Raw genomic sequence first — 26,467 nt, forward strand, 5'->3', positions numbered from 1 at the left:
TCAATTATTTAAAGCGCTTCAACCTATCAGATCAAAACGATCCAGCTCCATGACCTTGACCCAGGCCGCAACAAAAGCGTTCACAAAGTCGGCTTCGCCATCATTGCTGCCATAAACTTCGGCAAGGGAACGCAATTGCGAATTTGATCCGAAAACCAGATCCGCACGAGTGCCGGTCCATTTGATCTTGCCGGTTGTGCTGTCGCGTCCCTCGAACACCTGCTCGGATCCATTCTGACCAATCCAAAGTGTGCCCATATCCAGGATGTTGGCGAAGAAATCGTTCGACAATGTGCCAACGCGGTCGGTCAGAACGCCATGTTCCGATCCACCACTATTTGCACCCAGAACACGCAGCCCACCCACAAGCGCCGTCATTTCCGGCGCTGTCAGTGTGAGCAGCTGTGCACGATCCACAAGCATCTCTTCATGCGACAACATCAGATTCGCAGCCATATAGTTGCGGAACCCGTCAACGCGCAGCTCCATAACTTCAAAGCTTTCAACATCGGTCTGGTCTGCTGATGCGTCGCCGCGACCCGGTGCGAAGGGAACTGTCACGTCATGTCCGCCAGCCTTGGCCGCAGCCTCGACTGCCGCTGAACCAGCCAGAACAATCAGATCGGCCAGCGAAACGGTTTTGCCGCTAGCATTGAAGTCTGCCTGAATGCCTTCCAGCGTCGCGATCACTTTCGCCAATTGCGCCGGATCGTTCACTTCCCAATCCTTTTGCGGGACAAGACGCACACGAGCACCATTGGCGCCACCGCGCTTGTCTGATCCCCGGAACGTCGATGCTGAGGCCCAGGCCGCGGAAACCAGTTCAGAAACGGTCAGTCCCGAGGCCATAACCGAGGACTTGAGTGCTGCCAAATCGGCAGCATCGATCAATGGACCATCCGCAGCTGGGATTGGATCCTGCCAGATCAGTTCTTCGCCTGGCACCTCGTCGCCCAGATACAGCGCTTTTGGTCCCATATCGCGATGGGTCAGCTTGAACCAAGCACGCGCAAAGGCATCCGCAAATTCTTTCGGGTTCGCATGGAAGCGGCGCGAGATTTTCTCGTAAGCCGGGTCCATCCGCATCGCCATATCCGCCGTGGTCATCATCAGTTTGACGTCTTTGGATGATCCATCGACTTCGGGCGCGTGATCATCGTTGCTGAGATCCTTCGCGTGCCAGATATTTGCACCCGCCGGGCTTTTGGTCAGTTCCCACTCATAGCCGAACAGAGCATCAAAAAAGCTCATGTCCCATGTTGTTGGTGTAGGAGTCCAAGGGCCCTCGACCCCCGACGTGATTGTATCGACGCCTTTGCCCGAACCATGGCTGCTTATCCATCCAAGCCCCATATGTTCGATTGCAGCACCTTCCGGCTCGGCGCCAACATGACCCGGATCGCCCGCACCATGAGCCTTGCCAAACGTATGACCACCGGCCACCAGTGCAACGGTTTCTTCATCGTTCATTGCCATGCGCGCAAAAGTTTCGCGAATATCGCGACCTGACGCGACCGGGTCGGGATTGCCGTTTGGCCCTTCCGGGTTCACATAGATCAGACCCATCTGAACTGCTGCCAAAGGGGCCTCAAGATCGCGGTCGCCTGAATACCGCTCGTCGTCTAGCCAGATCTGTTCCTTGCCCCAGTAGACGTCTTCTTCGGGTTCCCAGACATCAGCGCGACCGCCCGCAAATCCGAATGTCTCAAAGCCCATGGATTCAAGCGCAACATTGCCCGTCAGGATCAAAAGGTCAGCCCAGGAGATTTTACGGCCATATTTTTGCTTAACTGGCCACAACAGGCGACGCGCCTTGTCCAGGTTGCCATTGTCCGGCCAGCTGTTCAGCGGCGCAAACCGCTGCATACCTGTGCCGCCGCCGCGACCATCAGCCGTGCGATAGGTGCCCGCAGCGTGCCAGGCCATTCGGATAAACAGCGGCCCATAGTGCCCATAGTCAGCCGGCCACCAATCCTGACTGTCCGTCATCAACGCCGTCAGATCAGCCTTCAGCGCCTTAAGATCAAGCGACTTAAACTCTTCAGCATAATCAAACCCGTCCGCCATTGGATCTGTCAGATCCGAGTTCTGATGCAGAATTTTCAAATTCAGTTGATTTGGCCACCAGTCGTCATTTCGCACATGTTCTCGGTGCATTACTGGGCATTTGCTGTCGCCGTCCATAGGTCCTCCGGTGCTTTCTATTCAATTGCTACTCATTGAAATGCGAGGGGTCATGCCGTTCAATGTCAAAAAGGGCCGATTTGCCACCTTTCAACTTTGCTGCCTGATCTCCCCGCAGATCGTGATTCCTTAGAACCAATCTAAACTGCGTGGCCCAGCATTCAACGCCTATGGGGCGCGACACTTGCATTTTTCGCAATTCGGCTCTGCACTGGCAGACCTTTGCCAATCCCGCGCATTGGCATATATGGGTTTTTAAACAATCAGGGCCTTCAATGACACGCGATCTGAAAATACCGGCACAACGCCACCCGGAAAAAGCCAATCGACCGGACAATGCGCAACCGAAAAAACCCGATTGGATCCGCGTCAAAGCCCCGACAAGTGAGGGCTACAAGCAGACTCGCAACATCATGCGCGAGCATAAACTGGTTACCGTCTGTGAAGAGGCCGGCTGCCCGAATGTGGGCGAGTGCTGGAGCCAGGGCCACGCCACCATGATGATCATGGGCGAGGTTTGCACCCGCGCCTGCACATTCTGCAACATCGCGACCGGAAAGCCGCCCGAAGACCTGGACGTGTTCGAGCCGGGCCGCGTCGCTGATGCTGTTAAGAAGCTCGGCCTGAACCACGTCGTAGTCACCTCGGTCGATCGCGACGATGTCGAAGATGGCGGTGCCGAACATTTCGCCCAGACGATCCGTGCCATCCGTCGTCAGTCGCCAAATACGACCATTGAGATTCTGACACCGGACTTCATCCGCGCAGATGACTCAGTCCTTGAGATTGTCGTAGATGCCAAGCCTGACGTTTTCAATCATAACCTTGAAACTGTGCCCGGCCTTTACCCCGAGGTCCGTCCCGGTGCGCGGTATTTCCACAGCCTGCGCCTGCTGCAGCGCGTGAAGGAACTTGATCCAACCATGTTCACCAAATCCGGTATCATGGTGGGCCTCGGTGAAGACAAGCAGGCCGTCCACGCCGTCATGGACGACATGCGCGCCGCCGACATCGATTTCCTGACCATTGGCCAATACCTGCAGCCAACCCCAAAGCACCATCATGTTGACCGTTTCGTTACACCTGAAGAATTCGCCGCCTATGAAAAGGCCGCCTTCGGCAAAGGGTTCCTCATGGTTTCAGCCACACCGCTGACACGCTCATCGTACCATGCGGGCGATGATTTTGCCCGGTTGCGCGCCGCGACATCTGCCAATTGACCCCCCAACTCTTCGGGATCTCCGTCTTCCAGATGGCCGATCTTACAAAGCGCAATTTTTTCCATAGCGCTGGCGTTGGGCCGGATCGCGCGGATGCGCTGCATCCAGTCGCCGCCGTCAAACGCGGGTTCAATTTCCAGCGGATGCGAACAGTTCACCGAATAAAAAGCCACCAGATCACCAACATCATCGTCAATGGCCTCGATCGCCTCGCGCAAAGTTGGTCCGCTTCTCAACCGGTGTTCCGACGTCAGTGTCAACGAAATGGCAACAGGAATACTAACGTCCGCACCAGCCTGCGCGACACCAATGGCCTCGGGGATATTATTGAAAGTCATCGCCCACCCAAGATCCGCACCGGCTTCTTTCAGGGTGCTAAGCTGGACCCGATGATAGGCGCGAGCCTCTTCAGCTGTGATCGTTCCACCGGTTCCGTAGGCATCGCCGCGTGGCCCAACCGCACCGACGACATAGGCCAGATCAAAATCATATTCTCCAATCAAATCCTGCAAAAAGCGGATGGCGCGAAGCTGCATATCGGCTAAACCATCTGGTGTCAGCCCCAATTTGGCGCCCCAATCCGGACTGGCGCGGTAGTCAATTCCTGCGCATAGCGGGATCATATCCTGACGTTTGCAAACATCCAGATACCGTCGCCAGATGCCCTTCATATCCTCGACGGCTTCCGGGTTATCCAGCAATGTGAACATGGCAAATTCGGGCAACTCGTGGCCCCATTTATACATGATTTCTGTCTCGATCCCGCCTTCGGTCAGGTAAAGCCGTCCCGGTATCTTCGGAGGAAATTCCTCTCTCGCCATTGTCGTCTCCCACCTTGTCAGAGAGAAACTTTAGCAGGGGTAGGGCCTATGGTCGAGTTGACCTTCAATTCGACGCTGGCAAGCTTAGGATATACTGTGCAATGGCCAACCGATCTTCGGTTGAAAGCCGCGCCAGGTTTTCGATGACCGAAACCATCTCGCCGCCCGCGCTGTCAAAATCAGGTGTCAGACCGGTATCCAGATAAAACTCCAGATCGTCCAATGCCCAATCCAATTGACCCGGTCGCAGGCCCGGTATCCGACCACGCCCTGATGGATTTGGCGCACCAGCCAGCCATTGCGATCTATCCCAGCCACCCAGAATGTTGCGCGGAGTGTGGCACTCGGCACAATGACCTAACACTTCGACCAGATACTGACCGCGCTCATTATCCGATGTGCTCAAATCTGCTTGTCTGTCAAAAAACAAGAGTTTCCAGCCGCCAAGTGACAGCCTGATATTGAACGGAAACCCAACCTCGTGTGGCTTGTTTGGCGTCGACTGAGCAGGAAGGGCTTTCATGAATGCCCAAAGGTCGACAACATCCTGATCCGTCATCCGGCCATAGCTGGTATAGGGAAACGCCGGGTAGTAATGTTTACCGTCCGGGGACGTGCCGCGTGTCACCGCTGATGCAAAGTCCGCGACTGTCCAGTTGCCAATGCCATTTGCCGGGTCCGGTGAGATATTTGGCGCAAGAAACGTGCCAAAATCCGTGGCGAACTTCTGTCCCCCGGCCAAAGCCAACTTGTCATCGCTATCGGGCGCGGTGTGACACGATGCACAGCCCGCGGCCCAATAGACAACTTCACCACGTTCAGTATCGCCGTCCAGCGACGCCAACACAGCAGCATCAACGCGCTCGGGCCGCGTGATCCAAAGTCCGGCCAATGCAACAACAAGCCCGATGACAATCAGGCCATACAATATTCGGCGCATTCAAAGCCTCTTGGCTTGATTTCGGAGCTTAGCCTTCTGGCAGCCGATAGTCTTTGTGGCAGGCGTTGCAAGCTCCGTTAACTTTCGCAATCGCCGGTGCCAATGCGTCTGCGCCGTCCCCGGCAACTTGCTGAAGCTCACCAACTGCGACCACCACGGCCCCGGCTTTTGCAAAGACGTCTGGGAAATTGGCCCAGATATCAGGTGATGCGCGGGTTCCAGCGCTGGATTCGGCATCAGTGCCCGGAGCCCACATCCGCATCTGACTGACTTGCATGAGGGCACTTAGACTGTCGGCTGCTGCCTGAGCTGATTCAGCATTATAGTCGATGCGGCCGCGAGACATGTTCAAAAGATAATAATTGTTGTGGCCATATAGCTCCATCAGGGCCTGCCGTGCCTTGATAGCCGGATTTGTCTGATGGCTGTCGGCAATTGCAGCGCCGGCCATGGCCACTACTGCAGCAGAGACTGCAAGGGAACGTAAACTGATCATAAGATTGAATGCTCCTGAAATTTGTCCTGTCGCAAAAGCCTAGGCTAGTTTAGGAAAAAGGGAACTCTGCAAAAACGCGGGCCTCGTCATGAAAAATGCACAGATGGACTGGGATGACCTCCGCTTTGTCCTTGCGGTCGAAGATCAAGGATCCGTCGCGGGCGCGGCGCGATACCTTGGCGTAAATCATGCGACAGTTCTTAGGCGCATCGCATCCTTCGAAACCAAACATAAAGTGCGATTGTTCGACAAAACTGCGCGCGGCTACCGTCTGTCGGCGGATCGACGCGAATTGATCGAGGCCATTCGAACCGCCGGAAAATCGCTTCAACAGGTTGGCCGGTTAATCGATGCGGAAAAATCGTTGTCACCGGGACGGTTGCGGATCACGTCCACAGATACTTTTTGTTCACGCATCCTTCCGCCAATAGTTCAGGACCTTCAGGCTAACGATGGTCAACCAATCGAGCTGATTTCGGCCAATGCCTATGTGGACGTGTCACGTCTTCAGGCGGATATTGCCGTGCGTCCGACCGATCAATTGCCGGACGATCTCCATGGTCTGGCGGCCGGAAAGCTGGCCTTTGCCGTATACGGCTCGCCAGAGGGGCGGGATGCCTGGCTGGGGTTTGCCGGGCCGTTGCAACGCAGCAAAGCCGCCGCCTGGTTTCGCGACCGGCTGTCTGGTGCGGCACCGGAAGTTTCTGCCGATAGCTTTCTGACACTGGCGGCTATGGTTGCTGAAGGGGCAGGGCGTGCGGTCTTGCCGGTTTTCGTTGGCAACACCTGGAAGGGTTTGATCAAGCTCGAGGCCCCAAAGTCTCTGCCATCGGTTCCGCTTTGGGTCGCTTGCCATAAAGATCTGGTTGGGTCGGGCCGCATCAAGGGACCCCGGTCATTTCTGACCGAAAGATTGCGTGCGCTGGGGCCGATCCTTGCCCCCTAGAACTCGAATCCGATTGTGACATCCAGCGAGTAATCTTGGCTGTCTGCGCCTTCGATGCCGCCGCGCCAGACTGCGCCGGTGTCCAGCGAATACGCGGCCCCAAGCCCAAACCGGGCTTCGCCTTCGTCGGTAAGATCATCCGTCTGGTAAGAGCCGGAAACTCCTAAAGTCAGCCCGTCGCGCATTTCGTATCCAACCGAAAGTTGTGACAGCAGGAAGCCCGCATCGCTGTCACTGCGCACCAAATCAATCGCAGCCGTAGCGGCGTCCCAGGTCACTTCAGTTCCCAATAAAAAGCGATCCTCAGTTCCGTCCGTTTCTGCGCCGCCGTAGACGATAAACTGGTCAAGGCTATCAAGAACAGGAACATCCAATCGACCGGCAACACCAACAACCGACTCGTCGATGTCCTCAAGCCAATGCACCGACGTGCCCAAATGCCAGGCACCTGCTTCGCCTGAAACCCGCACTCCTGTTCCAAGTGTCTCGCTCAAAGCTGCTTCGGCAGCAATCGGGCGCAATGCTTCGCGCAACCCTGTCGAGCCGTATCTCGGCAAGGTCGGCAGTGGTCCGACTTCGAAGATCGAACGCGGACGTCCGACGTCAATTGAAGCAAAAGGCAGTCCAAGCCCCGCACTGGCATATGAAGCCTCGCGATCACCAACATGGCTGCGCCCCAACTCTAACCGACCGGTCACTAACGCCCCGCCATATTGGAACGTGGTCAATGTCGCGATGTCGCTTTGGCTGGCGTCGCTGGCAACGTCAGACCCAAACTGAAATGCCCCCTCGATTCGAGGCGGCTCGGCCGATGCCGGAACTACTGATAAAATCAGGATAAATGCCGGGGCCAGACGCACTGATGCGTTCCTTAGTCGAGGCCCTCACAACCCGCACTTTATCGCTCTAGAGTAGCGCCGACAAAGCAACAAAGTGTTGACGATTTTGCCTGTGTCCCAGCAGACGCAGTTTTGGGCGGATAGACGCCTATGTGAAACGCACTTTGCCGATATATGGCAGGTTGCGGTTCCGTTGGGCGTAATCAATCCCGTAGCCAACCACGAATTCGTCAGGAATCTCGAAACCTGTCCATGTGGCCTTAATGTCAGTTTCACGTCGCGAAGGTTTATCCAGCAATGCAATCGTTTCGAACTTTCGGGGTTCTCGCGTTTTCAACAACTGCGTGACATGCGAAAGCGTGAAGCCTGTATCGACGATATCCTCCACAAGCAAAACATCGCGTCCGCCAATCTCTCCGCGAAGGTCTTTCAAAATACGAACTTCGCGGCTGCTTTCCATACTGTCGCCATAAGACGAAGCCTCCAGGAAATCGACTTCGACGTTCATGTCCAATTCACGAACCAGATCGGCGATGAAGACGAACGATCCGCGCAGCAATCCGACAACCACCAGCTTCTCGGTGCCGTTGAACGTCTCTTTGATCTCGCGCGCCAGATCCTCGATCCGCGCTGCAATTGTCTTGGCCGAGATCATCTCGTCGATCACGTAAGGCTGCGTCACTGGCATATCCCCCTTGACTGTTCCTGTCGTTCCTACACTTAAGGGACAAGTCCTGACCAGCCCGAAGCCAATGCCAATCCACTCTGAAACCCGTCACATGCCCTACAGCGCCCAACAGATGTATGATCTGGTGGCGGATGTTGGGAACTATCCCGATTTTTTGCCATGGACAGCGGCTGCACGCATTCGCTCTGTGACCGAAGAGGGTGATCATCAGATCATGTTGGCCGATCTCGTGATCTCGTTTAAAGTTTTCCGCGAAAAATTCGGCAGCAGAGTGACGTTGTGGCCCGAGGCCAAGAAGATCGAAACCGAGTATCTGGACGGGCCATTCAAATACCTTGTTTCAAATTGGTCATTTGTCGACTGCGAGGACGGATGCGACGTTAGTTTTGACGTCGATTTTGAGTTCAAAAACCGTATTCTTCAGGCGACGGCAACCGTCTTTTTCAACGAAGCCATGCACCGCATTGTTGGGGCTTTTGAAAAGCGCGCTGCGGAACTTTGCGGCTAAACCCCATTTCTTTTGCACCTCGCACGGCAACAACAGTCTAGAAATCCGCCGATAACGGCCAAAATCCTGCCCAATTTCATGAATAGCAGTTTTCTCAGATCGGGCGGGAGCCCGGCATTTTAGAAATGAATTTGAATACGGAGCAGACGATGAGACTCAAACTTTCCTTTGGAATATTGGCCGGATTGGCAGTTGCCGGCTGTACACCGGCACCGCAATCGGCAGCGGAACTCAGAAGCGCCGTAAACGGCGGGGCTTTCATGAGTCAGCAGACAACAACGAAAATATCGCGAAACTATTCGGCTGTGGTCACGAGCGTGCGGACCGGTGTTAGAAAATGCATGAACCGGACGGTCGTGGACGAAGGATATGCATCGACTGGTTACATGAACGCAACACAGTATTACCGCACCGAAGTCACTTATAATACTAAGGTCAACTCTCGTCGCGGCTTCACCGAGCTTGCGATGCACAAGCGCGTAGGGAATGGGCAAACTGTATTTGGCATGAAGCAAGAAGGTTTTGCCTATGTAGCCGATATTCACCCTGCAAGCGGCGGAACAGAGCTTAAGTTCTACGGCGGCAAGTTTGGCAATGGCCCGATCAACAAAGCCGTTGAACAATGGGCCAAAGGCGGTGCAATTCGCTGCCCTGACTTGCCTTAAGGGGGGCGTATTATGAAACGCAGAGCACTTCTTGCCTTATCAGCAGCGGCATTTCTGGCCGCCTGTGGTGGTGTCAAAGACTTTCAGGATCAAGGCCCCGCAAACATGCAACTGAAACTGTCGTCGGTTGATGGCGGTTTCATGACAAAGCGCAGTGTTTACCTTGATGTCTGGTCCGGCCCAAAAGGGCCGAATATGGAATATCTTGGCACCCGCGAGTTTTCCAAATTGGGAAATATGGTCGGACTTCCCACCGGCCAGCCGCTGCACCTGGCGCTGGCCTTTGAAGAAGCCGGTTGGCTTGGGGGAAACACAGGCACGGACACCATCGAAATTCCGATGAAGGCAATTCGTCCGGGACAGATGTGGCGAATTACTGTCGCCAATGACGATCTTGGGTTCGATTGGGAACTCGATCGCATTCGCTAACCGAAAAGCATTTGCAAACGACAAAGGGCGGCCCTTGGGTCCGCCCTTTTTATTTGATAGTGCCGCAACTCACGACGACATGTCGTAAGCTCGCTCGCCGTGCTGAGCCAGATCCAGACCGGTAACCTCGGTCTCTTCGTCGACCCGCATTCCAACGATTGCACGTGTGATGATCACCAATGCCACAGTCACAACCACGGTAAAGATACCGACGATCACAAGGCTACCAAGCTGGGCCGCCCACGCGCCCTGACCAAAGACCGCAATCATGATCGTGCCGAAGATGCCGCCTACGCCGTGCACCGCGAAAACGTCCAAGGTGTCGTCGATTTTCAGCTGGTTGCGAATGAGGTTGACGGCTTCCTGACAGAGGATGCCAGCCACCGCACCGATCACCAGCGCCTCGACCGGGCCAACAAAGCCAGAAGCCGGTGTGATCGACGCCAGGCCAGCGATTGTGCCCGTAACCATGCCGACAAGTGAGGATTTCCCGTATTTGATCCGCTCCCAGAACGCCCAGCTCAGTGAAGCGGTGGCTGCTGAGATATGGGTGACGGTCAATGCCATAGCTGCACCGCCGTCTGCCGCCAGTTGCGAACCACCGTTGAAACCAAACCAACCGACCCACAACATTGCTGCTCCGATCATAACATAGCCGGGGTTGTGCGGCGGAGTGGTGTTGTTCTTGCGCGCACCCAACATGAAGGCGATGACCAGCGCGGCAATACCGGCGGTTTCATGCACCACGATACCACCGGCAAAGTCACGCGCGCCGATCTCGCCAAAGATACCGCCGTCAGCCAGCATGCCGCCGCCCCAAATCCAATGCACAACAGGTGCATAGCAAATCAGCATCCACAAGGTCGAAAACAGCATGACGAAGGCGAAATTGATCCGCTCGACATAGGCCCCGACGATCAGCGCTGGGGTGATGATCGCGAATGTCATCTGAAAGGCAAAGAACAGAACCTCGGGCAGGGTGCCCGACAGGCTATCAGCCGTCACACCCGCAAGGAACATCTTGTCCAAGCCGCCCCAGATGCCGCTTCCGCCCGAGCCAAAGGCAATCGAATAGCCCAGCGCCAGCCAGGCCACACTCATCGCGCAGGCAATGGCATAGCAATGCATGAAAACGCTCAGCACGTTCCGCGCCCGAACCAGCCCGCCGTAAAACAGCGCCAGTCCCGGCAATGTCATGAACAACACAAGTGCGGTCGCCACGATGATCCAGGCGGTATCTGCCCCTACCATAACTATCCCTCCAGATTATTGGTTGGGGCTAAGAACTGCGACTGGTCTGCAAGTAAAAGCAGCAAGTAGGGTTCGAGGCGGTTATTTCTTAGGCAGATCCATGATTGCCCGCGAAACGGGCTTCAATTCGTGCGGTGTGGTGAAATATTAGGCAGAGTGTGAAAGGGCATCCGTCAACAACTTCAAGGCGTGATCAACTGTCTTCGCGCGCACGTTCGACCGCCCTATGGAACCGAACTCAACAGTTTCCTTAAGCGTCACCCGGCCATCCATTGCAATTCCAAAGCAGACCCGACCCTCTGGCTTGTTCTCGCTACCGCCCGGACCGGCTATCCCCGTCACCGAAACCGTCAAATGTGCTTCAGACTGCCTCAGCGCGCCCTCGGCCATGGCGCCGGCAACTTCTTCGCTGACAGCCCCATGGTCCGCAAGCAGATCGCGGTCAACGCCAAGCATTTGACCCTTGGCCGCGTTGGAATATGTGACAAAGCCGCGATCCACGACATCGGATGACCCAGGCACTTCGGTCAAAGCTCCCGCAATCAAACCGCCCGTGCAGCTTTCTGCGGTGGCGATCATCACGCTCTGTGCTCTTGCCAGATCAAGGACGTCTTCAGCCCTCACATCAGCACCTGATGCGCCAATGCTGCCAACAACAGACCGCCGACCGCTGCAAACAGTCCCGCCCAGACGTCATCCAACATCACACCGGTCGCATCTCCGCGCCGATCTGCTTGTCCCACAAGCCATGGTTTGGTGATGTCGAAAAGACGGAACAACAGAAACGCAGCCAGTATTCCTGGCCACAATCTCAGGACATCCGCCCCCATGGCCTGCGCACCCGCCGATACCGGGATCAAGGCGATCCATTGCCCCACAACTTCGTCGATCACGATCCACGACGGGTCGTGGTCCTCGGCACCCTCGGTTTCAATTCGCGTCGCCGCCAACCCAATCGCATAGGCCAGCCCAGCGCCGACGGCCAAAGCGGCGGGGCCACCAAGTACATGTAAGACCCAAGCAAAGGGCAGCGCAGCCAAAGATCCCCAGGTGCCAGGGGCAGGGCGCAAATATCCTGCGCCAAAGAAACTCAGGATCATCCGTCTCATGTGCGCACCAAGGTTGCGGTCGCCGATGCCGCAATCCCTTCCTCCCCTTCCTCGCGACCTGTGAATCCAAGACGTTCAGACGTCGTAGCCTTCACGCTGACCCGATCCAGCCCAACGCCCATAATTTCCGACAACACTTCCCGCATGGCGGCTGCATGCGGTCCAATTTTCGGCTGCTCACAAATCAATGTGCAGTCGACATTGCCAATCGCAAACCCCCGCTCAGCGGCCATCGCCACCGCATGGCGTAGGAAAATGTCGCTGGCCGCGCCTTTCCATTGCGGATCACTGGGCGGAAAATGCTGTCCGATGTCGCCCTCGGCCAAAGCCCCATAGATTGCATCCGTAATGGCGTGCATGCCCACGTCCGCATCCGAGTGTCCCTGAAGGCCGCGCCCATGGGGGACCGCAACTCCGCACAAGACGACATGATCACCTGGTCCGAACCTATGAACGTCAAACCCGTTCCCAGTGCGAATATCCATCACGCCACCATCCCGTTCCTGCAAAATCGCATCGGCCCGCACAAGGTCTTCGGGCGTTGTAATCTTCAGATTGTCGATATCGCCATCGACAATTCCGACCCGTAAACCTGCGGCACGGGCAATCTCGACGTCATCAGCCTCAGCGCCCGTCGCGCTTCGATGTGCATCTAGAATCTTGGTCAGATCAAACCCCTGAGGCGTCTGCGCCCGATATAGATTTGTCCGGTCCTCGGTGCCGGTCACCAGCCCGGCATCTCCCCGCCACAGGGCGTCGGTAATCGCCAGCGCCGGCGCAGCCCCTTCGAACTCATCCAGAGCATCATTCACCCGATCAATCACGGCATGACTGATTAATGGTCGGGCCACGTCATGGATCAAAACACGATCTGCATCACCTTCTAACACCTCAAGGCCTGCGCGAACCGAAGCAGCCCGCGTTGCGCCACCAACGACGATGTCCGCAGCGAATTCACTTGGCCAAAGAGATGTCTCAATATCATCAGCGTGCAAAACCAGAACCAATCGGTCGATTTTCGGATGTGTGCTGAACACCTGCAAAGTACGGGCGGCAACCGTTTGCCCAGCCAAGTCACACCATTGCTTGGGCAACTCACCACCAAAGCGCGTGCCGCGGCCGGCTGCGACTATGACTGCCGCTGTGCTCATCTCTAGGCTCCTACCTTCATGCACATCCTCTAGGCCGTGGCGCGTTTAGGAGCAATGCTCAGCTTTTCCGGTCTATTTTGCTTAATTATTGTGCATATGATGACATTTCGGGCTATTTTACTCCAAAAGCACCGTGAATTCATTGAGGTGACACAGTCACAGGGCTAGTTCGAAGCCAAAGCCGCAAGGAAAAGCATGGCGATTCACGTCGACAATCTTGTTTTGGACCCACCGGTCTTTCTGGCCCCGATGGCCGGAATTTCCGATCTGCCGTTCCGTCGGTTGGTCGCCAGCTTTGGCGCGGGCTTGGTTGTCAGCGAGATGGTGGCCAGTCAGGAGATGGTCCAAGCCAAACCCGGCGTGCGTGAACGCGCTGAGCTTGGTTTTGATCAGGCGGCGACTTCGGTGCAAATCGCGGGTCGCGACGCCTATTGGATGGCTGAAGCTGCGCGCATGGTTGAAAGCAACGGCGCCAAACTCATTGACATCAACATGGGTTGCCCGGCCAAAAAGGTCACCGGCGGTCTCTCCGGTTCGGCTTTGATGAAAACACCGGACCACGCGCTTTCTTTGATCGAGGCGGTGGTGAATGCGGTGAATGTTCCCGTCACGCTGAAAACCCGCCTTGGCTGGGATGATGACTGCCTGAACGCCGCTGACATTGCGCGGCGCGCGGAATGCGCAGGCATCCAAATGATCACCATTCACGGACGCACACGCTGTCAGTTCTACAAGGGCCACGCCGATTGGGCCGCTATTGCGGACGTCAAGCAAGCCGTCAACATTCCGGTCATCGCCAACGGCGACATCACTGGTCCCGAAACGGCGCGGAAAGCCCTCAAAGCGTCCGGCGCTGACGGCGTTATGATTGGACGCGGCATTCAAGGCGCTCCGTGGCGCTTGGCCGAGACAGCATGGGCCCTTGGCTTGGGACCGGCACCCAATATCCCCATCGGCTGGGACTTTACCCAGATGGTCGCCGAACATTTCGAGCACTCGCTGTCATTTTATGGCGAAACGCTGGGCGCCCGCGTCGTCCGCAAGCACCTCGGCTGGTATATGGACACCGCAGGAACACCTGCCGATATCCGCAAACTGGTCCTGACCGGTACCCCCGACACCGTGCGCAGCCTTTTGCCCGACGCGCTGGAACACAGGGTGGCGGCATGAACACTTTTCAGGAAAACCTCTGGCTCTCGCTGCCCGTTCCCGCCTTTCTGATCGACCCCGGCGGTGCGATATCCGAGGTTAACCCCGCCGCCGAAAGTTTCCTCAACGCGTCTGCTCGCGCGACCCGTGGCGCGCCGCTGTTCGACCGGCTGGCCATTGACGCGCCGCTGGATGACGCCTTTCGAAGGGTGCGTAGCGATCAGTCTTCCCTGTTCATGAACAACGTCGATGTCGGCACCGGCAATAGCGCCCCGATCAATTGCAACATTCAGGTCGCCCCAATGACCCAGATGCCCGGATTTGTCCTGGTGCTGATGGAACCGCGCGGGCTGGCCGATCGCCTTGGTCGCTCCATGTCGGTGAAATCGGCTGCAAAGTCCGCCATCGGCATGGCCGAGATGCTGGCTCATGAAATCAAAAACCCATTGGCCGGCATTACAGGCGCTGCACAACTACTTTCTATGAACCTTTCCGGTGAAGATCAGGAAATGACGGACCTCATCGTCGCGGAAACCCGCCGCATCGTGAAATTGCTGGAACAAGTCGAGCAATTCGGCAACCTGCGCCCACCGCAGAAACAAGCGATTAACATCCACGACATTCTCGATCGCGCGCGCAAATCCGCAAACGTCGGTTTCGCGGCCCATATGACTCTTGTTGAGGATTATGACCCCTCGCTTCCTGCCACCCATGTCGACAGCGATCAATTGGTTCAGGTGTTCCTGAACCTTCTGAAAAACGCGGCCGAGGCCACACGCGGGGATCCCGGCACCATCCGCCTCAGAACCTTTTACGACATGTCCCTACGCCTGCGCCGCAAAGACGGTGTTGGCAGCTTGCCGTTGCAGGTCGAAATCATCGACGATGGCCCCGGCTTGCCACCGGACATTATCGCCAACGTCTTTGACCCCTTCGTGTCGGGTCGTGAGAACGGCACCGGCTTGGGGTTGGCACTGGTCAGCAAAATCATCTCGGACCACGACGGCTGGATCAGCGTCGACAGTGTTCCGGGCCGCACAGTTTTCCGCATCTCCCTGCCGGTCGCCTCGAAAGAGGCCACCGCATGATCGCGATAATACACAGGAGTTCCCTTTAGATGGACGGCACCATTCTTGTCGCTGACGACGACCGCACCATCCGTACCGTGCTGACCCAGGCCCTGACCCGTGCTGGCTGCAAGGTTCACGCCACATCGTCGCTGGTCACTCTGATGCGCTGGGTTGAAGAGGGGAAAGGCGATCTGGTGATCTCGGATGTCGTCATGCCCGATGGCAACGGGCTGGATCAATTGCCGAAAATCTCGGCGGCGCAACCGGGGCTTCCCGTCATTGTAATCTCGGCCCAGAACACGATCATGACTGCCATTCAGGCCACTGAGGCGGACGCTTATGACTATCTGCCAAAACCCTTTGATCTGCCCGACCTGATGAAGCGGGCGGCTCGTGCATTAGAGATCAAACGCCGCGCGCCGCAACCCAAGTCGGACGACCTCGAAGATCAGACCGATGATTTACCGCTGGTTGGGCGCACGCCCGCGATGCAGGATCTCTACCGGCTGGTGGCGCGGGTCATGAACGCCGACCTTCCAGTGTTGATCACCGGTGAAAGCGGCACGGGAAAATCTCTGATCGCCCGCGCCATCCATGATCTCAGCGACCGTCGCACCCTTCCTTTTGTCGTCGCCACTGCGTCCGACCTTGCAGAAATGGAAGGTCCAGCCAAACTGATTTCTCGGGCGCGCAACGGCACGCTTCTGTTTGACGAGGTCAGCGACCTGACCGAAGACGCACAGGCCCGTATCGTGCGGATGCTCGACAGTTTTACCGACGGCGGCCCGCGCATCTTGTCCACCAGTCAGGCCGATCTGACGTCCAAGCTGGAAAGCGGTGCCTTCAGGCAGGACCTTTATTATCGCCTCGGCGGCGTCAGTCTTGCAGTGCCGGCCCTTCGTGAGCGTGTCGAAGACATCCCTCTTTTGGCCGAACATTTTCTCGCCCGCGCCGAGCGGGACGGATTGCCTCTGCGGAAATTGTCCGGCGAGGCGTTGGACCTGATACGCGCCTATTCATGGCCGGGTAATGTCCGACAGCTAGAGAACTCCATTCGCCGCATGTCGATCACTGGGGGAGAGGAAACCATCGGTCGCGCTGAGGTCGAACTGGGTCTTGGAAACCAACCCGCCATTGAGCCGCTGACAGGCGGGGGCGACAGCGAGCGTCTGTCGGCTTCCATCGAAAAGCATCTGCGTCGCTATTTTGATCTGCATGGCGGGCAATTGCCACCGCCCGGACTTTATTCGCGAATCTTGCGCGAAATGGAGATGCCCCTGATCGAGATTGCCCTCGATGCGACCGGTGGAAATCAGGCAAAATGTGCCGATCTTTTGGGAATTAATCGAAATACCCTCAGAAAGAAGATCACAGAGCTCGATATCCGCGTGACACGCCGACGCAAATTGATGTAAAACCGCAACAGAGAGTGGCCGATGCGTGACTCTACGCAAACGATCACCGATATAGAGCGGTCGCCGCATCATGCGGCACAACATTTGGAGGGTCCGGGTGGCGGGGCGCGCGCGGGCGGCAACACTAGAAAAACTTAACCGTCTCAGACGGATGCGGCGCGTGCAGAATGCGGCGACGCTGGGTTTGGTCCTTTTGGGCCCGGTACTTGCCGTCCTGACATTCTTGATTTTGGGGCCGCTTGATCGGTCCGCAACCGCATTCTCCTTGCGACTCGTTTTGCTGGCAGATCTTGTCTATGTGCTGGTCGTCGCCGCTCTTGTAGCCGCTCGTGTTGGTTCAATGATCATTGCCCGGCGACGAAAATCAGCGGGCTCTCGCCTACACTTGCGTCTGACCGGCGTGTTCGGATTAATCGCCCTGATCCCGACTGTCACGGTCGCCATATTCGCCGGTCTTACCATCAACATCGGACTGGAAGGATGGTTTTCAGAGCGTGTGCGCAGTGTGGTGGGCGCGTCGTTGTCCGCGACAGAGGCTTACCAGCAAGATCAACGCAATGACCTTCGGGCCGATGCCGAAGCACTAGCGGGGCTTCTGGATGGCGCACGCACACGAAACTTCTTTGTTAGTGATGGCGAACTCAGACAATTGCTCGGACAAGCCCAGGGGCAAATCCAGCGCGGGCTGCGCGAAGCTTATGTGATCGACGGCGCCGCAGAAATTCGAACCCGTGGCGAGCGGTCGTATCTTTTTGACTTTGAACGACCTGACGCTGCTGATCTGGCGCGTGCCAAGTCCGGCGAAACCGTTATCATTGAAGACCTTGTCGTTGATGAAATGCGGGCGTTGATGCCGCTCTCTGCCTATCCAGATCGATACCTTTATGTTTCGCGTGATGTGGATGGCCGTATCCTGGGATTGCTGGACGAAGCCGAAGAAACCGCGAAACTTTACACCCAGTTGGAAAGCGAACGCGGTCGCGTCGTGTTCGAGTTTGGTCTGCTTTATCTCGGATTTGCCGTTATTCTGATATTGGCCGCTATTTGGCTTGGCCTTTGGTTTGCCGAGCGTTTGGCCCAACCCGTCGGTCGTCTGGCCGGTGCTGCACAGCGCGTCGGTGACGGGGATTTGGATGTCCGTGTCCCGGATGAGCCGGGCGAAGACGAGATCGCAATGTTGGGAAGGCTATTTAACCAAATGACCCGGCAACTTAAGGGCCAGCGCGATGCTCTTTTGGAAACCCATCAGCATACTGAAGAACGCCGTCGGTTGTTCGATAGCGTGCTGTCGTCAGTCACGGCCGGGGTCATTGGCCTTGATGCTGAAGGTCGAACAACTTTTATCAACAAATCCGCCGAACGCATTCTGAAGATGGACAGCAAAGGTGAATTAGGGGTCGCGCTGGACGTTTTCGTGCCAGAGTTTGCGCCGCTCTTGAAAGAACTGCAGACATCCCGGCGCGAAGTTGAACAGGCGGAAGTGCGTTTAACCCGGCGCGGTGCAGCAGAATCATTGCTTGTTCGCGTAGCGTTGCGAGATGATGAAGATGGTGAAAACGAAGGTTATGTGATCGCCTTTGACGACGTAACCGATCTGGTCACAGCCCAGCGCATGGCCGCATGGGGCGACGTGGCCCGTCGGATTGCCCACGAGATCAAGAACCCGCTGACCCCAATCCAACTCTCTGCCGAACGCATAAAACGTAAATTCCGAGACGCTGCTGGTGAAGATGTCGCGCAATTAGACAGCATGACCGATGTTATCATTCGACAGACTGATGACTTGCGGCGCATTGTAGACGAGTTTTCGAAATTCGCCCGTATGCCCGAGCCGGATACCTCTCAACATGATCTGGGGCGCCTGGTCAGCGACGCTGTACTCTTGCAGCAGGATGCGGCAGAAGGCGTATCGCTGGATAGCGAATTGCCAGATCATCCCGTCATGGCGGAACTGGATTCTACCATGATCGGTCAGGCGCTGACAAACCTGATCAAGAACGCAGGCGAAGCGGTTGAAAGTCTGAAAGAAAAGTTAGGTCTTCCGGATGGTCACAATGCCCGCGTTCTGGTCGAGCTCCAAACAATAGGCGACACCGCCAAAATCTCAATCTCAGACAACGGCATCGGACTGCCCGAGGATCGCTCGCGATTGTTTGAACCCTACGTGACGACCCGCGAAAAGGGCACTGGTCTCGGCCTGCCCATCGTGAAGAAAATTATCGAAGAACACGGCGGCACGCTCAATCTGGTGGACGCCGATCCCCTTGACGCATCGGGGCAAATTGGTGCGCGCGCAGAAATCCTCCTGCCAATCCTGGCGGGGCAAAGTGAAACCAGCGACTTAAAAGTCGCGGAATAGTAAGTATCGAGGAGGCGGACATGGGCGATATTCTAATCGTCGACGACGAAAGAGACATCCGGGAACTCATTTCGGATATATTAAAGGACGAGGGCTTTACCACTCGGCTGGCGGGAACTTCCGATCAGGCCATGGCCGAGATGAACAAAGAAGCACCTTCGCTGATGATTTTGGATATCTGGCTGAAAGACAGCCAGATGGACGGCATCGACATCCTGAAAGCTGTGAAACGCGATAATCCAGATGTGCCGGTGATCATCATCTCGGGGCACGGCAATATCGAAATTGCCGTCGCAGCCATTAAGCAGGGTGCTTATGACTTCATCGAAAAACCGTTCAACATTGATCAGCTGATGGTGGTGATTACGCGGGCGATGGAAACCTCGCGGCTCAGACGCGAAAACTCGGCGCTCAGGCGCAAGGATGTGACCACTGCCGACATGGTCGGCTCGTCCCAGGCATTCCGGGCGCTGAAGGCGAATTTGGAAAAGGTCACGAAATCAAATGGCCGTGTGATGCTGAGCGGCCCGGCAGGTAGCGGTAAAGAGATCGCCGCACGCTTCATTCACGCCAATTCAAATCGCGCTGAAGGGCCCTTTATCACAGTGAATTCGGCCTCGATCGAACCGGATCGTATGGAAGACGTGCTGTTCGGGCGTGAAAGCACCGGGCGCGGCATTGAACCGGGTCTATTCGAGCAGGCCCACGGCGGGGTTATCTTCTTTGACGAGATCGCAGATATGCCTTTGGGCACCCAGTCAAAAATCCTGCGTGTGTTGACCGAACAGCAGTTCCAGCGCGTTGGTGGCGGCGATATGGTGCGGGTTGATCTGCGTGTCATTTCATCGACCACGAAGCATCTTGAACAAGAAGTGGAAGACGGAAATTTCCGCCAGGAGTTATTCCATCGTCTGAACGTCGTGCCGATTGATGTGCCATCCCTTGCCGAACGTCGCGAGGATATTCCAGAGTTGGCAGAGTTCTTTATCGGTGAATTCAACCGAACCCAGGGCCTACCACTGCGAGAGTTGTCCGACGACGCGATCGCCATGCTGCAAACTGTCGCCTGGCCCGGAAATGTTCGACAATTGAAAAACGTTATCGAACGGGTGCTGATCCTGGGCGACGCCAAGGGCAAAATCGAGTCCTCGGAAATTCCGGGCGGCCCAGAAAACGAAGGCGAAGACGACGGGCGTGTGGTTTTGTCCGGCGGTCTTGCAACACTGCCGCTGCGCGAAGCCCGTGAAATATTCGAGCGCGAGTATCTGCTGACCCAAATCAATCGATTTGGTGGAAACATCAGCCGAACAGCCGGATTTGTCGGCATGGAAAGATCGGCATTGCACCGCAAACTGAAGTCACTGAATGTCGTTACCTCGTCGCGCTCGGGTACTCGTTTTGCCACGGTCGGCGAAGATGCCGAAGAGGATGCATAAATCCAGCGGACTGCGCTGTTGGCACCGCGCAGACAGGATATTGGGGATTGGGGGCGCTGCCCCCGACGACATTCGTCGTCTCCCCCGAAGTATTTTTGAACAGAAGAAGCGAATTTCTGTGGTCTTGAACCAAACCGGGTGTCATGTCAGACACGTTGGACGGACACAGAGCGTGAGGCACGCATGAGGGTCATTATCTGTGGCGCAGGCCAGGTCGGTTGGCAGATTGCGCGGCATCTGTCGGGTGAGCGGAACGATGTCTCGGTTGTGGACAACAATCCTGAATTGGTTCGCCGGATCACAGAAACCTTGGATGTGACCGGCATCGCTGGCCACGCCAGTTATCCGGACGTTCTGGAGCGTGCTGGCGCGCGCGATGCGGATATGATTATCGCCGCAACTTACTCGGACGAAGTCAACATGGTGACATGTCAGGTGGCGCACTCGGTATTCTCGGTGCCGCGCAAGATCGCCCGTCTCAGGGCCCAAAGCTATCTGACCGCTATTTATTCCGATCTTTATCGTCGCGATCACATGCCTATCGATGTGGTCATTAGCCCAGAGCGTGAGGTGGCCGAAGCCGCTTTGCGACGATTGTCTGCGCCGGCTGCTTTTGACACTGAATTGTTTCTGGATGAGCAAGCGCAGCTGGTCGGCATCCAACTGGATGAAGATTGCCCGGTGGTGAATACGCCACTGCGTCAGCTCACAGATCTGTTTTCAACTTTGCGAGCCATTGTTGTTGGTGTTCGGCGCAAAGGTCGGTTGTTCACGCCAAATTCAGGCGATCAGCTTTTCGTCAGCGACCAGATCTATTTGATGTGTCACGTCGAAGATGTGAACCGGACGTTTGAGATTTTCGGTAAAACAGTGGCGCGTCAGGAACGGGTCCTTATTATTGGTGGCGGCAATGTTGGACTTGCCGTTGCGCGAGCTCTTGAAAGCCGTACTGAACGCTTGCGCGCACGGGTAATCGAAAAGAACCGCAAAAGCGCTGAATTGGCCGCTGATGCATTGGAGCGCACAATCGTTCTGAATGGTGACGGCCTGAATATGGAGCTGTTGTCCGAGGCGGGCGTAGATCGCGCCGATGCCATTTTGGCGGTCACCGATGATGACAAGACCAATCTCCTGGCGGCGGTGCGAGCCAAGCAAGCCGGTTGTCCCCTGACGATTGCCCTGGTCAACGATCCGACGCTTATACCCCTTCTGGACCCGCTGGATATCGATGCCTACATCAATCCGAGGGGCACGACTGTCAGTTCAATTCTGCGGCACATTCGCCATGGCCGTGTGCGCGGCGTGTATTCGATTGGCGACGCCGAGGCGGAAGTGATTGAGGCACAGATACTGTCAACTTCGCCAATGGCCGGCAAAACCATCAGCGACATAGAATTTCCCGAAGGCGTGTTGGCCGGAGCGGTGCTGAAAAACGGCGAAGTCCTGAAACCCCGGGCCAGCACTCGAATTGAAGAAGGCGATGTGATCGTGGTCTTCGCAATGGCCAGCGATGTGCCCGAAGTCGAAAGGTTGTTCCAAGTCTCGATCGACTTCTTCTGATGGCGCGTCTGCGGTCTTTGCCATTGTTTGTGGTGTTGATGGGAATAGGGGCGGCAATCATGTTGATCCCGGCCATTCATGCCTATTCCACCCGCGATCTGAATTCAGCGCGGGCCTTCCTTTATTCCGCGGTTTTGTTTCTGCTATTATTTACAATGCTGGTGTTAACGACATCGAATTTGCGGATCCGCAGGCAGGGGCGCAGTCATCTGATTTCGATGTTCGCCTTTTTCGCGATCCTGCCCGTGATGTTTGCGGTGCCGTTTTATGAGGCGGTTCCGGACACAAGGTTCATCAACGCCTATGTCGAAATGGTGTCATCCATCACCACCACCGGGTTAACTCTGTTCGATGCCGAAAGGCTGCCTGACACCTTACATCTGTGGCGCGCCATGGTTGGCTGGCTGGGCGGGTTGTTCATCTGGGTCACCGCAGTTGCTATTCTGGCCCCTTTGAATTTGGGCGGCTTTGAAGTCATATCCGCCGACAGCGCCCGGGTTGAGGCTGACTCGGTCATGATGACCCAGTCGACGGATCCGGCCGACAGATTGGTCCGGTTCACCGTACGCCTTGCCCCAATCTACGCCGGTCTGACGCTGGTTCTGTGGGTGGCCCTGATCCTGGCAGGCGAAACACCATTGGTCGGCGTAATCCATGCGATGTCGACCATGGCAACTTCTGGCATCACCTCTGGTGTTGGTCCCGATCAGGCAGCTTCTGGCATCGGTGGTGAATTCCTGATCTTCCTGTTTTTGATCTTTGCACTCAGCCGGGCGACCTTTTCAGGCGAAGATGTGGCCATTGGCGGCCGCGCGATTGCTGATGATCCCGAGGTGCGTCTGGGCCTCATTCTGATCGTGGCTCTGCCCATTCTGTTGTTTTTGCGCCATTGGATCGTGATCTTGGAAGACGAAACCGTCGTCACGATAACCGAAGGATTACGCAGCATCTGGGGCAGCATCTTCATGGTTGCTTCGTTTCTGACGACCACTGGCTTTGAAAGTGCCTATTGGGAAAGCGCGCGGGCATGGTCAGGGCTGCAATCACCGGGCATCCTGTTGCTGGGACTGGCTATATTGGGCGGCGGCGTTGCAACCACAGCGGGCGGCGTAAAACTTTTGCGGGTCTATGCACTTTATAAACACGGGGTGCGCGAAATGGATAAACTCTCATTTCCATCGTCCGTTGCCCGCACGGGAAGCACACAAAGACGGTTTCGTCGCCATGGCGCATATATTGCGTGGATCTTCTTCATGCTCTTCGCCATTTCAATCGCTGGCGTTTCGGCCCTGTTTGCCTTTGTCGGCTTTGATTTCGAGGCCTCGCTCATATTGGCGATTTCCACACTTTCAACGACCGGCCCTCTATTGAATGTGGCCGGCGCCGAGCCGATCACTCTTGGTCAGCTGTCGGATGCAACCAAGTATATAGCCAGTGCGTCTATGGTTCTCGGGCGGCTCGAAACTCTGGCCATTATTGCGCTTCTGAACCCCGACTTCTGGCGCTAACGGCAAATTATCCTGCCGTTAATGTGAAATTCTTGCACAACTCAGAGCACATTTAGCTCTGGTAACCGCCGAATTGGCGTTCCATAGTAGCGACCATTCGGGGGGCAATCCGACCCGCTCCCACCCAGAAGGCAAGAATAAAGGCAATAAGACCCATGGCTTCGGACAGACAGAATTTGCAGGACGCCTTTCTCAATCACGTCAGAAAGACAAAGGTTCCGGTGACCATCTTTTTGATCAACGGCGTAAAGCTGCAGGGCGTTATCACCTGGTTTGACAACTTCTGCGTACTTCTGCGCCGTGATGGCCAGTCGCAGCTTGTGTACAAACATGCCATTTCAACGATCATGCCATCGCAGCCGATCAATCTTTATGACGGCGAAGAATAAGCGTGAATGAAACTGACGCGCGGCCAACCCGCGCGATTGTGCTACATCCAGATATCTCGTCCGAGGCCTCGCGGCGCGAGCCGAAGTTTGCTTTAGACGAAGCTGTGTCGCTTGCAGCGGCTCTTCCGGGCCTTGATGTCATCGGCTGTGATATCGTGCGTCTTGCCAAGCCAAGTCCCGGCATGCTGTTCGGCTCGGGCAAGGTCGAAGAACTCGGCAGTAGAATAAAAGCTGAAGAGATCGATCTTGTCTTGATCGATGGTCCAGTCACGCCAGTTCAGCAGCGCAACCTGGAACGGGCCTGGAAAGCCAAGCTCTTGGATCGCACCGGGCTCATTTTAGAGATCTTCTCGGACCGTGCAGCCACCCGCGAGGGTGTGCTTCAGGTGGAAATGGCGGCCCTCAGTTATCAACGAACACGTTTGGTTCGCGCCTGGACCCATCTGGAGCGTCAGCGCGGCGGACTTGGCTTTGTCGGTGGTCCCGGCGAAACCCAGATCGAGGCAGACAGACGTGCCATTGACGATCAGATGACCCGATTGCGACGGCAGTTGGAAAAAGTGGTGAAAACCCGCGCCCTCCATCGCTCGGCACGTGCCAAGGTTCCTTATCCGATTGTTGCACTTGTCGGATATACCAACGCTGGCAAATCCACCCTGTTCAACCGTGTGACCGGGGCCAACGTCATGGCTAAGGACATGCTGTTTGCCACGCTCGACCCGACCATGCGTTCAGTTACCCTAAGTTCCGGTCGGGATGTCATCCTGTCAGACACGGTGGGATTCATATCAGATCTGCCGACACAGCTTGTCGCGGCGTTCCGTGCAACGCTGGAAGAAGTATTGGCAGCGGACCTGATCCTGCATGTACGCGATATCTCCCACCCCGAGACCGAAATTCAGGCCGAGGATGTGAACGCGATTCTATCCGAACTTGGCGTCACCGAAGACACTCCGCAGATAGAGATCTGGAACAAAGTCGATTTGGTTCCGGCCGAAGATCGGGACCAGCTCGAAACCATCGCAAATCGCATCGAAGACGTGCTTTTGCTTTCCGCTGTCACCGGCGAAGGGCAGGAGGTTCTGGTCGACGCCATCGGTCGCCACCTTGATCGCGACCGCAAATCGGCAGTTTTGACACTGACTCACGCCGAAGGGCGGAAACGTGCCTGGGCTTTTGAGCAGGGCATCGTCAAAGACGAGCGCGAAACCGAGGGTGGCGTGGAATTGACCGTCAACTGGACGCCAGCTCAGGCCGTGCGCTTTTCGCGCCTCTGAACCGCATCCCGCCAAACCGAAGCCTCTTTCGCCGTCAAACAGGGATAGGCGGTTTGTTGGATGGAACCCGGCACCAAGGCCGCTTTCAGTTTGATGCGGTCGTCCGGTGACAATGACATGCGGGCAACATCGCCGGGATAAAGGCTTTCGCTGACGCATCCATTCGCCATCACAGCCACATGGCGATCACACAGGAAGTGGTAGAATGTTGTGTCCTCAAGTGCAGCGACACGCGCGAACGGCAACTCTTTGGCGCTTACAAATACGCGGTCCAATCCGAACAGCCGATGAACCTCTCCGTCGGCAATACGAATGCGATGCAAAGGTGTCACCGTAAGATCGCGCTCAGGTTCCGATGGCCCAATGCTTCCAGCGGGGATAATAAGCGGACACAGGCTGTCGAAGATGCGCATCTCTTCGGCTGTTACTTTGCGGGACGACACGAACCGTACGGTGGCGAGTGTATCGTCATCCGTCCAAAGTATGTCGCCCGGCACGATATCTTCGACCAGCTTTTGGCCGTCCGCTGTGCGTATCAAAGTTCCGGCAGCGTAACACGGCACCACATTTCCCAACTGATGTGCGCCGTTGGGAAAGTTGTCCATGATGTTGAAGTTATCAGTGTAATCAGGATGCCCCGTTGGATCCAATCCTGTCGTGGTCATTCCAAGAGAACTCACAACGAACAACCGTTCACCGGTTTCCAGGGTCAGGATATAGACCTGCTCGCCGCGAAGGTCAGTGTTGTTAGACCCGACGTTAGAAAGTTTGTTCGACGTTGGCAGGTCGCCATATAGCTCGACGGTGAACGATATCGCCGTCGTCGATCCGTTGACATAAACCAGCGTGTCCGGATCGGGTAACCCATTGTTCAGATCCAATGTCGTATCGCCACCACCCGGGGCACTGGGATCTGCCTCAAAAGTCAACAATGTGGTCGACTGCTGATTGATGCCACGCGCATTCAGCGAAGCGTTGTTCGCGGTATTACTATCTCCACGCGCCCAATATGAAACTGGCATAACAGACTCTCACTTCCCCCGTGCGAAGCCTAATT

At 56.1% G+C, this 26,467-nt stretch carries 25 protein-coding genes; 14 read left to right on the forward strand and 11 right to left on the reverse strand.

Annotated features, from left to right (window positions below; all coding sequences use genetic code 11):
- Window positions 1–18 precede the first annotated feature (18 nt).
- A complete protein-coding gene (gene katG, locus GKR98_04515) occupies window positions 19–2,184 on the reverse strand; it encodes a catalase/peroxidase HPI (GenBank protein QMU57528.1) in 2,166 nt (721 codons plus the stop codon).
- A 275-nt stretch (window positions 2,185–2,459) separates the two neighbouring features.
- Here katG and lipA point away from each other — a divergent pair, with 275 nt between their 5' ends.
- Entirely contained in the window at window positions 2,460–3,404 is a 945-nt protein-coding gene (lipA, locus tag GKR98_04520; GenBank protein QMU57529.1) for a lipoyl synthase, read from the forward strand.
- Here lipA and GKR98_04525 read toward each other — a convergent pair.
- The 3 genes from GKR98_04525 to GKR98_04535 all read right to left on the reverse strand — a co-directional run bounded on the left by GKR98_04525 (window position 3,284) and on the right by GKR98_04535 (window position 5,661).
- Window positions 3,284–4,225 (reverse strand): homocysteine S-methyltransferase family protein, encoded by a 942-nt coding sequence (locus GKR98_04525; protein QMU57530.1) that lies wholly within the window; start codon window positions 4,223–4,225, stop codon window positions 3,284–3,286. The genes lipA and GKR98_04525 overlap by 121 nt on opposite strands.
- Window positions 4,226–4,289: 64 nt before the next feature.
- Complete coding sequence (locus GKR98_04530; protein QMU57531.1) at window positions 4,290–5,165, reverse strand: c-type cytochrome; 876 nt, start codon at window positions 5,163–5,165, stop codon at window positions 4,290–4,292.
- A 28-nt stretch (window positions 5,166–5,193) separates the two neighbouring features.
- A complete protein-coding gene (locus GKR98_04535) occupies window positions 5,194–5,661 on the reverse strand; it encodes a cytochrome c (protein ID QMU57532.1) in 468 nt (155 codons plus the stop codon).
- 88 nt (window positions 5,662–5,749) lie between these two features.
- On the opposite strand from GKR98_04535, the gene GKR98_04540 reads away from it, so the two are divergent.
- Window positions 5,750–6,607, forward strand: coding sequence for a LysR family transcriptional regulator (locus tag GKR98_04540; GenBank protein QMU57533.1), 858 nt, complete (start codon window positions 5,750–5,752; stop codon window positions 6,605–6,607).
- Here the strand turns inward: GKR98_04540 and GKR98_04545 are convergent.
- On the reverse strand, window positions 6,604–7,467 hold the full coding sequence (locus tag GKR98_04545) for a hypothetical protein (protein ID QMU57534.1): 864 nt from the start codon (window positions 7,465–7,467) through the stop codon (window positions 6,604–6,606). The genes GKR98_04540 and GKR98_04545 overlap by 4 nt on opposite strands.
- 127 nt (window positions 7,468–7,594) lie before the next feature.
- Complete coding sequence (hpt, locus tag GKR98_04550) at window positions 7,595–8,134, reverse strand: hypoxanthine phosphoribosyltransferase (GenBank protein QMU57535.1); 540 nt, start codon at window positions 8,132–8,134, stop codon at window positions 7,595–7,597.
- Window positions 8,135–8,198: 64 nt separating this feature from the next.
- Between hpt and GKR98_04555 the strand changes: the two genes are divergently transcribed.
- The 3 genes from GKR98_04555 to GKR98_04565 all read left to right on the forward strand — a co-directional run bounded on the left by GKR98_04555 (window position 8,199) and on the right by GKR98_04565 (window position 9,736).
- A complete protein-coding gene (locus GKR98_04555) occupies window positions 8,199–8,642 on the forward strand; it encodes a type II toxin-antitoxin system RatA family toxin (protein QMU57536.1) in 444 nt (147 codons plus the stop codon).
- Window positions 8,643–8,791: 149 nt separating this feature from the next.
- Window positions 8,792–9,307: a hypothetical protein gene (locus GKR98_04560; protein ID QMU57537.1), complete on the forward strand. Its 516-nt coding sequence runs from the start codon at window positions 8,792–8,794 to the stop codon at window positions 9,305–9,307.
- 12 nt (window positions 9,308–9,319) lie between these two features.
- Complete coding sequence (locus tag GKR98_04565; GenBank protein QMU57538.1) at window positions 9,320–9,736, forward strand: hypothetical protein; 417 nt, start codon at window positions 9,320–9,322, stop codon at window positions 9,734–9,736.
- Between the two features lie 69 nt (window positions 9,737–9,805).
- On the opposite strand, the gene amt is transcribed toward GKR98_04565, so the two are convergent.
- The 4 genes from amt to GKR98_04585 form a co-directional block, all read right to left on the reverse strand.
- The gene (gene amt, locus GKR98_04570; protein ID QMU57539.1) at window positions 9,806–10,987 is read right to left on the reverse strand and encodes an ammonium transporter; all 1,182 of its coding nucleotides are present in this window, start codon (window positions 10,985–10,987) and stop codon (window positions 9,806–9,808) included.
- A gap of 147 nt (window positions 10,988–11,134) precedes the next feature.
- The gene (locus GKR98_04575) at window positions 11,135–11,611 is read right to left on the reverse strand and encodes a nicotinamide-nucleotide amidohydrolase family protein (GenBank protein ID QMU57540.1); all 477 of its coding nucleotides are present in this window, start codon (window positions 11,609–11,611) and stop codon (window positions 11,135–11,137) included.
- Window positions 11,608–12,096 (reverse strand): phosphatidylglycerophosphatase A, encoded by a 489-nt coding sequence (locus GKR98_04580; GenBank protein ID QMU57541.1) that lies wholly within the window; start codon window positions 12,094–12,096, stop codon window positions 11,608–11,610. Before GKR98_04580 ends, GKR98_04575 begins: the two co-directional genes overlap by 4 nt.
- The gene (locus GKR98_04585; GenBank protein QMU57542.1) at window positions 12,093–13,247 is read right to left on the reverse strand and encodes a bifunctional 2-C-methyl-D-erythritol 4-phosphate cytidylyltransferase/2-C-methyl-D-erythritol 2,4-cyclodiphosphate synthase; all 1,155 of its coding nucleotides are present in this window, start codon (window positions 13,245–13,247) and stop codon (window positions 12,093–12,095) included. The genes GKR98_04580 and GKR98_04585 overlap by 4 nt, the downstream gene beginning before the upstream one ends.
- A gap of 195 nt (window positions 13,248–13,442) precedes the next feature.
- On the opposite strand from GKR98_04585, the gene dusB reads away from it, so the two are divergent.
- The 9 genes from dusB to hflX all read left to right on the forward strand — a co-directional run bounded on the left by dusB (window position 13,443) and on the right by hflX (window position 25,410).
- A complete protein-coding gene (gene dusB / locus GKR98_04590; GenBank protein QMU57543.1) occupies window positions 13,443–14,417 on the forward strand; it encodes a tRNA dihydrouridine synthase DusB in 975 nt (324 codons plus the stop codon).
- The gene (locus GKR98_04595; GenBank protein QMU57544.1) at window positions 14,414–15,484 is read left to right on the forward strand and encodes a PAS domain-containing protein; all 1,071 of its coding nucleotides are present in this window, start codon (window positions 14,414–14,416) and stop codon (window positions 15,482–15,484) included. Before dusB ends, GKR98_04595 begins: the two co-directional genes overlap by 4 nt.
- A gap of 29 nt (window positions 15,485–15,513) precedes the next feature.
- Window positions 15,514–16,881: a response regulator gene (locus tag GKR98_04600; protein ID QMU57545.1), complete on the forward strand. Its 1,368-nt coding sequence runs from the start codon at window positions 15,514–15,516 to the stop codon at window positions 16,879–16,881.
- Window positions 16,882–16,951: 70 nt separating this feature from the next.
- Window positions 16,952–19,240 carry a HAMP domain-containing protein gene (locus GKR98_04605; protein QMU57546.1) on the forward strand — a complete coding sequence of 763 codons (2,289 nt, stop codon included), beginning with the start codon at window positions 16,952–16,954 and terminating at the stop codon, window positions 19,238–19,240.
- Between the two features lie 20 nt (window positions 19,241–19,260).
- A complete protein-coding gene (locus GKR98_04610; protein QMU57547.1) occupies window positions 19,261–20,676 on the forward strand; it encodes a response regulator in 1,416 nt (471 codons plus the stop codon).
- A gap of 183 nt (window positions 20,677–20,859) precedes the next feature.
- The gene (gene trkA, locus GKR98_04615) at window positions 20,860–22,236 is read left to right on the forward strand and encodes a Trk system potassium transporter TrkA (protein QMU57548.1); all 1,377 of its coding nucleotides are present in this window, start codon (window positions 20,860–20,862) and stop codon (window positions 22,234–22,236) included.
- Window positions 22,236–23,744, forward strand: coding sequence for a TrkH family potassium uptake protein (locus GKR98_04620; GenBank protein ID QMU57549.1), 1,509 nt, complete (start codon window positions 22,236–22,238; stop codon window positions 23,742–23,744). The genes trkA and GKR98_04620 overlap by 1 nt, the downstream gene beginning before the upstream one ends.
- Window positions 23,745–23,899: 155 nt before the next feature.
- Window positions 23,900–24,133, forward strand: a complete 234-nt coding sequence (gene hfq, locus GKR98_04625; GenBank protein QMU57550.1) for an RNA chaperone Hfq — start codon at window positions 23,900–23,902, stop codon at window positions 24,131–24,133.
- 38 nt (window positions 24,134–24,171) lie between these two features.
- A complete protein-coding gene (gene hflX / locus GKR98_04630) occupies window positions 24,172–25,410 on the forward strand; it encodes a GTPase HflX (GenBank protein QMU59966.1) in 1,239 nt (412 codons plus the stop codon).
- On the opposite strand, the gene GKR98_04635 is transcribed toward hflX, so the two are convergent.
- Window positions 25,383–26,432: a hypothetical protein gene (locus GKR98_04635; GenBank protein ID QMU57551.1), complete on the reverse strand. Its 1,050-nt coding sequence runs from the start codon at window positions 26,430–26,432 to the stop codon at window positions 25,383–25,385. The two genes, hflX and GKR98_04635, sit on opposite strands and share 28 nt — an antisense overlap.
- Between the last annotated feature and the right edge of the window lie 35 nt (window positions 26,433–26,467).

This window comes from Boseongicola sp. (assembly GCA_014075275.1).
Lineage (GTDB): Bacteria > Pseudomonadota > Alphaproteobacteria > Rhodobacterales > Rhodobacteraceae.

Excerpts from the sequence above, each read along its gene's own strand:
- GKR98_04565 (QMU57538.1), top strand. The coding sequence starts at position 9,320 with ATGAAACGCAGAGCACTTCTTGCCTTATCAGCAGCGGCATTTCTGGCC.
- GKR98_04535 (QMU57532.1), bottom strand. The coding sequence starts at position 5,661 with ATGATCAGTTTACGTTCCCTTGCAGTCTCTGCTGCAGTAGTGGCCATG.
- GKR98_04580 (QMU57541.1), bottom strand. The coding sequence starts at position 12,096 with ATGAGACGGATGATCCTGAGTTTCTTTGGCGCAGGATATTTGCGCCCT.
- GKR98_04560 (QMU57537.1), top strand. The coding sequence starts at position 8,792 with ATGAGACTCAAACTTTCCTTTGGAATATTGGCCGGATTGGCAGTTGCC.
- GKR98_04530 (QMU57531.1), bottom strand. The coding sequence starts at position 5,165 with ATGCGCCGAATATTGTATGGCCTGATTGTCATCGGGCTTGTTGTTGCA.
- GKR98_04605 (QMU57546.1), top strand. The coding sequence starts at position 16,952 with ATGCGGCACAACATTTGGAGGGTCCGGGTGGCGGGGCGCGCGCGGGCG.
- lipA (QMU57529.1), top strand. The coding sequence starts at position 2,460 with ATGACACGCGATCTGAAAATACCGGCACAACGCCACCCGGAAAAAGCC.
- trkA (QMU57548.1), top strand. The coding sequence starts at position 20,860 with ATGAGGGTCATTATCTGTGGCGCAGGCCAGGTCGGTTGGCAGATTGCG.
- amt (QMU57539.1), bottom strand. The coding sequence starts at position 10,987 with ATGGTAGGGGCAGATACCGCCTGGATCATCGTGGCGACCGCACTTGTG.
- hpt (QMU57535.1), bottom strand. The coding sequence starts at position 8,134 with ATGCCAGTGACGCAGCCTTACGTGATCGACGAGATGATCTCGGCCAAG.
- GKR98_04610 (QMU57547.1), top strand. The coding sequence starts at position 19,261 with ATGGGCGATATTCTAATCGTCGACGACGAAAGAGACATCCGGGAACTC.
- dusB (QMU57543.1), top strand. The coding sequence starts at position 13,443 with ATGGCGATTCACGTCGACAATCTTGTTTTGGACCCACCGGTCTTTCTG.
- GKR98_04585 (QMU57542.1), bottom strand. The coding sequence starts at position 13,247 with ATGAGCACAGCGGCAGTCATAGTCGCAGCCGGCCGCGGCACGCGCTTT.
- GKR98_04635 (QMU57551.1), bottom strand. The coding sequence starts at position 26,432 with ATGCCAGTTTCATATTGGGCGCGTGGAGATAGTAATACCGCGAACAAC.
- katG (QMU57528.1), bottom strand. The coding sequence starts at position 2,184 with ATGGACGGCGACAGCAAATGCCCAGTAATGCACCGAGAACATGTGCGA.
- GKR98_04595 (QMU57544.1), top strand. The coding sequence starts at position 14,414 with ATGAACACTTTTCAGGAAAACCTCTGGCTCTCGCTGCCCGTTCCCGCC.
- GKR98_04555 (QMU57536.1), top strand. The coding sequence starts at position 8,199 with ATGCCAATCCACTCTGAAACCCGTCACATGCCCTACAGCGCCCAACAG.
- GKR98_04525 (QMU57530.1), bottom strand. The coding sequence starts at position 4,225 with ATGGCGAGAGAGGAATTTCCTCCGAAGATACCGGGACGGCTTTACCTG.
- GKR98_04600 (QMU57545.1), top strand. The coding sequence starts at position 15,514 with ATGGACGGCACCATTCTTGTCGCTGACGACGACCGCACCATCCGTACC.
- GKR98_04540 (QMU57533.1), top strand. The coding sequence starts at position 5,750 with ATGAAAAATGCACAGATGGACTGGGATGACCTCCGCTTTGTCCTTGCG.
- hfq (QMU57550.1), top strand. The coding sequence starts at position 23,900 with ATGGCTTCGGACAGACAGAATTTGCAGGACGCCTTTCTCAATCACGTC.
- GKR98_04620 (QMU57549.1), top strand. The coding sequence starts at position 22,236 with ATGGCGCGTCTGCGGTCTTTGCCATTGTTTGTGGTGTTGATGGGAATA.